The following is a 5751-nucleotide window of genomic DNA, read 5'->3' on the forward strand; positions in this document are numbered from 1 at the left end:
GCGCCTGCGTCGGCGAATGCAGTTCGATCGTGTCGCCGACGCGGCGCGCGTGCGGGCGGGCGCGGCATCGGTGGCAGAGGTGCGGACGTGGCGATCGGTGGGCATCGCGGCTCGAGGGCAAGGAGTGTGCCCGTCCTGCGGCGATCGATGGCGATCGCCATCGCGCATGGCGCGCGTGGGGTGCGGAGCGACGACGCTCAGAGCGCGCCGATGACTAGCATCGAGGCGAGCACGCCGCCCGCCAGTGCGATGAGCCACAGGCGCAGCGGCGCGGGCTCCTGGCGCGGGCGGCGCTGCTGGTGGCGGTGCGTCAGGAAGCAGGCCACCGCGGCGCCGCCGGCCAGCAGGAAGACGAGCGCGAAGCCCAGTCCCTCCACCGAGCGGTTGTGATGCAGCGCCAGCGCCAGCACGATCTGGCCCAGCATCAGCCCCGCGACGCCGGAGGCAGCGGTGGAGGTCAGGGCGGCGGAAGCGGCGGAGCGGACAGGCTGGGACATGGCGGGCGAAGGGGCGTCGGAAGCGATGCGCGATTGTCCGGTGCGGCCGCGCCGATGCGGCCACGGAAAAGCGCCGGGCAAGCGCAGTAATTCGCGCCGAGGCGCATCGACGCATGCCGGCGCACGCCGCGCATACCGATGCGGGCCACGCATCCCGATGCAGGCCGTTGCAGGCTGCACATGCCGAAGCACATCGACGCATATCGACGCATGCCGACGCACCTTGACGCGTGGCGCCGCAGCGCGACTTGCCCCCGATGGCATCGGGGATGTGGCCCGTCGCGCACACGCGGCATCCCGCGAACGCGGGGGCGTTCCGGGCACGCCGGGGGTGGTTCGTCGCACCTTCCGGGTACAGCCCCCGGGAGGGGCCGTTTTTATGTGGGTGGACGTACAGACGCTCTCTGGGGCGCCTGGGGACACTGCGCCGTCCGCGATTGGCGGACATCTTTCTATCGGAGCAACCACCATGACCCTGCCTTTGCTCTCCCGCAAGCCTGTGGCGTTCCAGCGCACCCTGCTGGCCCTCGCCCTGGCCGCCGTCAGCGCCAGCGCTTCCGCGCTGCCGCAGTTCACCTGGGACCCGGCCACCGCCGGCCTGAACGGCTCGGCCTTCACCGCCGACAACCTGCTGGTGTCGAACTACTCGACCATCACCTTCGGGGCCGGCAACACGTTCAGCGAATCGGGCTACCTGGCCATCAGCGCCGCCCAGCTCGGCGGCACCACGCTGCCGTCCAACGGCCTGAACTCGGACTACGGCTTCTACATCCAGTTCAGCGGCAACGGCACGCTGACGCAGGCCGGTGACCCGGGCTCGGTGTCCACGGTCGGCACGCTGACCTCGCTGACCTACACCCTGTACGGCTACAACGGCACCTCGTCGTTCGGCTTCGCGGGCAACACCCCGACCGAAAGCGCGACCGGCGAAGTGGCCCTGGCCAGCGGCTCGCTGGTGCTGGGCACGGTGGCGACCACGCCGCTGGGCGACGGCACCTTCAACCCCTCGGCCAACGCCAAGCTGACGCTGAACTGGCTGGTGCCGGGCTTCCAGACCTCGCTGCCGGTGTATGACCTGGCGCTGACCTCGTTCTCCAACACGACGTCGCAGGTCGAGCCCTTCGCCGGTGGCTTCCGCATCCGCCAGGGCGCGGCTCGATCAACTTCGCCGCCGCCGTGGTGCCGGAGCCCTCGACCTACGCGATGCTGATCGCCGGTCTGGGTGCCATCGGCTTCGTGGCGCGCCGTCGCGGCCGCACGGAGAAGTGATCGTGCGACCGGTCCCGCCCGGGGCTGGTCCAGGTCCAGGGTCCGGATCTCTAGGGCATGCGGGTGCCCGGAAGCTCCGGACCGACACGCGCGACGCGGCGACGGTGCGGGCCGGCACCGTGGCGCGCGGCACGGAGCGTTCAACAGGCGCTCGACGACGCCCCGTCCTCGGCGGGACGTCCGCTGCGATGCTTTGAAGCGATGCGAAGAAGCCCTCAGGCCTGCACGGCGACGGGCGCGAAGGTGGCAGAGGTGGCCGCGTTCACGCCGTCCGGGTCCTGGGGCAGCAAGCGCTGGAAGTCCTGCTTGAGCAGGGCGTAGCACTCGCAGGCCCGGGCTTCCAGCCCCGGTCGATCCAGCACCGCGATATGTCCGCGGGAGTAACGGATCAGGCCGGCGGCCTGGAGGCGCTGGGCGCTCTCGGTGACGCCTTCCCGGCGCACGCCCAGCAGGTTGGAGATCGACTCCTGGGTGACCGACAGCTCGTTGTGACCGTGTTGGCGGTCCAGGCACAGCAGCAGCCAGCGGCACAGCTGCCGCTCCAGCGAGTGATGGCGGTTGCAGACCGCGGTGTGCGCGATCTGCGAGATCAGCGACTGCAGGTAGCGCAGCAGCATCTGCGACGACCCGCCGGGCCGCATCAGTTCCTCGCGCACCAGCGACACCCGCATGCGGAAGGCCAGGCCGGCGCGCTGCACGACGGCGCGGCAGGCGGGCGATTCCCCGCCCATCGCGGCCGCCAGGCCGGCGGCGCCCTCGGAGCCGATCATCGCGACCTGCGCCGAGTCGCCGGAATGCGTGGTGTGGATCAGCGACACGATGGCCGTGATCGGGAAATACACATGCGTCGCGGGAGCGCCGGCCTCGAACAGCACGCGCCCCTTGAGCAGCTCGACGGTTTCGAGCTGTCCGGACCAGCGGGCCTGATCCTCCTCGGGCATCTGCACGAGCAGGAGATTCGCGCGCGGCTGGGACGCGGCAGGAGTTGCGGCAACGGGCAGGGACATCAAAAGCTCCAGGAACTGGACATCGTTCCAACCAGACAAGATGGCAATCACCGTGCCCGCTTGAGGTAATTTCCGGTGTCTTTGGTGCCAAGCGGTAGGCGGTCATGGCGCCCGGATCGGGTGCGAACCCCCGTGAACACCGCTGCGCGGCGGTGCCGTGTGGCCGGACGCGCCGTTTCCGTGCGCTGGCGCACCAGTTTGCAGATGCCTGCCGCACAGCGATCTAGGGGGAGGTCCTCCCGGACGGTGTCCCGCTTCCTATAAGGGCGAGGCGCCGGCCTGGACGCGGGCGCGCTTCAACGACTCCACACCGAGGACGACATCCATGAATCGATTCTTCTGCCCGCTCGCGGGCGTCGTGCTGGCGCTGTCCGCCGGCGCGGCGCGGGCCGAGAGCATCCTGTTCGTCGGCAACAGCTTCACCTACGCGCAGGGCTCGGCCGTGATGCAGTTCAACCCCGGCTCGGTCACCGACCTGAACGGCACCGGCATCGGCGGCATTCCCGCGCTGTTCAAGGCCTTCACCGTGCAGGCGGGGCTGAACTACGACGTGAGCCTGGAGACCGTCGGCGGCAGCGGCCTGGACCTGCACTACAACACCAAGATGGCGTTGATCGACAAGCCCTGGGACCGCGTGGTGCTGCAGAGCTACAGCACGCTGGACGCGTCCGATCCCGGCAATCCGGCCAAGCTGATCCAGTACTCGGGCCTGCTGGCCGATGCGCTGCATGCCCGCAACGCGGACGTGAAGATCAACCTGATGGCGACCTGGTCGCGCGCCGACCAGACCTATCCGCCCAGCGGCGCCTGGTACGGCGAATCCATCTACCAGATGGCCCGGGACGTCTACGCCGGTTACCAGCAGGCGGACCTGGCGTCGGAGCACATCGATGGCGTGATCCCGGTGGGCCTGGCCTGGAACCGGGCGATGGCGCAGGGCTTCGCGGACGCGAATCCCTATGACGGCATCGACGCGGGCACGGTCAAGCTCTGGGCCGACGACAACTACCACGCGAGCCGCTTCGGCAGCTACCTGGAGGCGCTGACGATCTTCGGCCGCATCACCGGGCTGGACCCGCGCAGCCTGGGCGCGACGGAGACGGCCGCGGCGCAACTCGGCATCTCGCAAGCGCAGGCCACGGCGATGCAGCAGCTGGCCTTCGAGCAGTTGGCGGCGCCGGTGCCCGAGCCGTCGAGCTGGGCGATGCTGGCCGGCGGCCTGGGGCTGCTGGCGTGGTGGCGCCGGCGGCCTCAGGGCTCGCGCGTCTCCAGCACGTAGCCCATCCCGCGCACCGTGTGCAGCAGCGGCGCGTCGAAGGGCCAGTCCAGCTTGGTCCTCAAGCGCCGCACGGCGACCTCGACGACGTTGGTGCCGCTGTCGAAGTTCATGTCCCAGACCTGCTCGGCCAACTCCGTCCGTGACAAGACCTGGCCCTGGCGCCGCAGCAGCAGCGTGAGCAGGCTGAACTCCTTGGCCGTCAGGTCCAGCCGCTGGCCGGCGCGGTGGGCCTTGCGGCGCAGCAGGTCGAGCTCCAGGTCGGCCAGCTTCAGCACGGTGGCCTCGGCCACCGGCGTCGCGCTGGCGCGCCGCAGCAGCGCCTGGATGCGGGCCACCAGTTCCGAAAAGGCGAAAGGCTTGACCAGGTAGTCGTCGGCGCCGGCCTGCAGGCCGCGCACGCGGTCCTCGACCTCGGCCCGCGCCGTCAGCATCAGCACCGGCAGTGTGCGGGTGTGGTCCTGCTGACGCAGCGCGGCCAGCACGGCCAGGCCGTCGATGCCGGGCAGCACGCCGTCGAGCAGCACCAGGTCGTAGGCGCCTTCGCTGGCCTGGTGCAGGCCGTCGACGCCGTCGCGCACCAGGTCGACGACGAAGCCCTCCTGCGTGAGGCCGCCGCGCAGGTATTCGCCGAGCTTGTCCTCGTCCTCGATGACGAGCAGTTTCATCGCCGCCCTCCCTGGCAGGTCATGGTCGCGTGGCCCCGGATCGGGGGTGTGAGGACACCGTCAAGGGCCCGGGCCCGCGCCTAGAATCGCGCACCATGCCCGACCGGACCCCGACCTCCACCGCGCCGCGCGCCGGGTCCGTCAGCGGCAAGTTGCGCGCCATGGTCTGGCTGATCGTGCTGCCGACGCTGCTGCTGTCGGTGATCGCCGGCATGGCGGTCTTCCACACCGAACGGCGCGCGGCCGTCTCCGCCGCGACCGAGACCGCCGAGGCGCTGAGCCTGGTCACCGACCGCGAGATGGCGGTGCGCACCGCCTTGCTGCAGGCCCTGAGCGTGTCCCCGAGCCTGGCCGAGGGCCGGCTGGCGCAGTTCCATGGCGAGGCCACGCGGCTCGTGGCCGGCACGCCCAGCACCATCGTGCTGACGGCGCCGGACGGCCGGCAACTGCTCAACACCCGGGTCGCCTGGGGGCAGCCGCTGCCGGCGGCTGCGGCTTTCCCGGGCGGCATCGACACGCGCCGCCGGCTGATCGTCTCCAACCTCTATCTCGGTCCGGTTGACCGTCGCCCCAGCTTCGCGGTGCGGGTGCCGGTGACCGTGGCCGGCCAGGCGATGTTCCTCGGCCTGGGCAGTCCGGTCAGCGAGATGCAGCAGATCTTCCGCCAGCAGCCGCTGCCCGCCGGCTGGCTGGGCGTGGTGCTGGACGGGCAGGGCGCCGTCATCGCCCGCACGCGCGAGCCGGAACGCCGCGTCGGGCAGCGCGCCACCGGCGACATGCTGGACGCCCTGGCCCGCGCCGACCGAGGCGTGGTGGACCTGCGCACGCTCGACGGCGAGCCGGTCTTCACCGCCTTCAGCCGCGCGCCGGACTCCGGCTGGGTGGTGCTGATCGGTCTGAGCCAGGCGGAGCTGGCCAAGAGCGCCTGGGCCGCGTTCGCGATGATGCTGGCGCTGTCGCTGGTCTTCATCGTGCTGGCGCTGGTGCTGGCACGGCGCATGAGCCGCGCGATCGCCGAGCCGCTGCGCCGCCTG

The 5751-nt window shown here is 71.0% G+C and carries 7 protein-coding genes; 4 read left to right on the plus strand and 3 right to left on the minus strand.

Annotated elements, in window-relative coordinates; all coding sequences use genetic code 11:
- Positions 1-197: 197 nt before the first annotated feature.
- Positions 198-497 (minus strand): hypothetical protein, encoded by a 300-nt coding sequence (locus tag FUT87_RS24240; protein WP_147242647.1) that lies wholly within the window; start codon positions 495-497, stop codon positions 198-200.
- A gap of 469 nt (positions 498-966) precedes the next feature.
- On the opposite strand from FUT87_RS24240, the gene pepA reads away from it, so the two are divergent.
- Together pepA and FUT87_RS24250 are read left to right on the plus strand one after the other, a co-directional pair.
- Positions 967-1707 (plus strand): flocculation-associated PEP-CTERM protein PepA, encoded by a 741-nt coding sequence (gene pepA / locus FUT87_RS29340; protein WP_186830734.1) that lies wholly within the window; start codon positions 967-969, stop codon positions 1705-1707.
- Positions 1701-1766, plus strand: a complete 66-nt coding sequence (locus tag FUT87_RS24250; protein WP_255512001.1) for a hypothetical protein — start codon at positions 1701-1703, stop codon at positions 1764-1766. Before pepA ends, FUT87_RS24250 begins: the two co-directional genes overlap by 7 nt.
- Positions 1767-1981: 215 nt before the next feature.
- Here the strand turns inward: FUT87_RS24250 and FUT87_RS24255 are convergent, their stop codons facing one another.
- A complete protein-coding gene (locus FUT87_RS24255; protein ID WP_147242649.1) occupies positions 1982-2773 on the minus strand; it encodes a Crp/Fnr family transcriptional regulator in 792 nt (263 codons plus the stop codon).
- 325 nt (positions 2774-3098) lie between these two features.
- Between FUT87_RS24255 and FUT87_RS24260 the strand changes: the two genes are divergently transcribed.
- Entirely contained in the window at positions 3099-4052 is a 954-nt protein-coding gene (locus FUT87_RS24260; protein ID WP_147242650.1) for a DUF4886 domain-containing protein, read from the plus strand.
- Here FUT87_RS24260 and FUT87_RS24265 read toward each other — a convergent pair.
- On the minus strand, positions 4025-4717 hold the full coding sequence (locus tag FUT87_RS24265; protein ID WP_147242651.1) for a heavy metal response regulator transcription factor: 693 nt from the start codon (positions 4715-4717) through the stop codon (positions 4025-4027). The genes FUT87_RS24260 and FUT87_RS24265 overlap by 28 nt on opposite strands.
- A gap of 95 nt (positions 4718-4812) precedes the next feature.
- On the opposite strand from FUT87_RS24265, the gene FUT87_RS24270 reads away from it, so the two are divergent.
- Positions 4813-5751: cache domain-containing protein (locus tag FUT87_RS24270; protein WP_147242652.1), on the plus strand; the 939-nt coding region annotated here is incomplete at its 3' end.

This window comes from Mitsuaria sp. TWR114, from assembly GCF_007997345.1.

Bases quoted from the DNA above. Each gene is read 5' to 3' on its own strand.
- FUT87_RS24240 (WP_147242647.1), bottom strand. From the start codon at position 497: ATGTCCCAGCCTGTCCGCTCCGCCGCTTCCGCCGCCCTGACCTCCACC.
- pepA (WP_186830734.1), top strand. From the start codon at position 967: ATGACCCTGCCTTTGCTCTCCCGCAAGCCTGTGGCGTTCCAGCGCACC.
- FUT87_RS24255 (WP_147242649.1), bottom strand. From the start codon at position 2,773: ATGTCCCTGCCCGTTGCCGCAACTCCTGCCGCGTCCCAGCCGCGCGCG.
- FUT87_RS24260 (WP_147242650.1), top strand. From the start codon at position 3,099: ATGAATCGATTCTTCTGCCCGCTCGCGGGCGTCGTGCTGGCGCTGTCC.
- FUT87_RS24265 (WP_147242651.1), bottom strand. From the start codon at position 4,717: ATGAAACTGCTCGTCATCGAGGACGAGGACAAGCTCGGCGAATACCTG.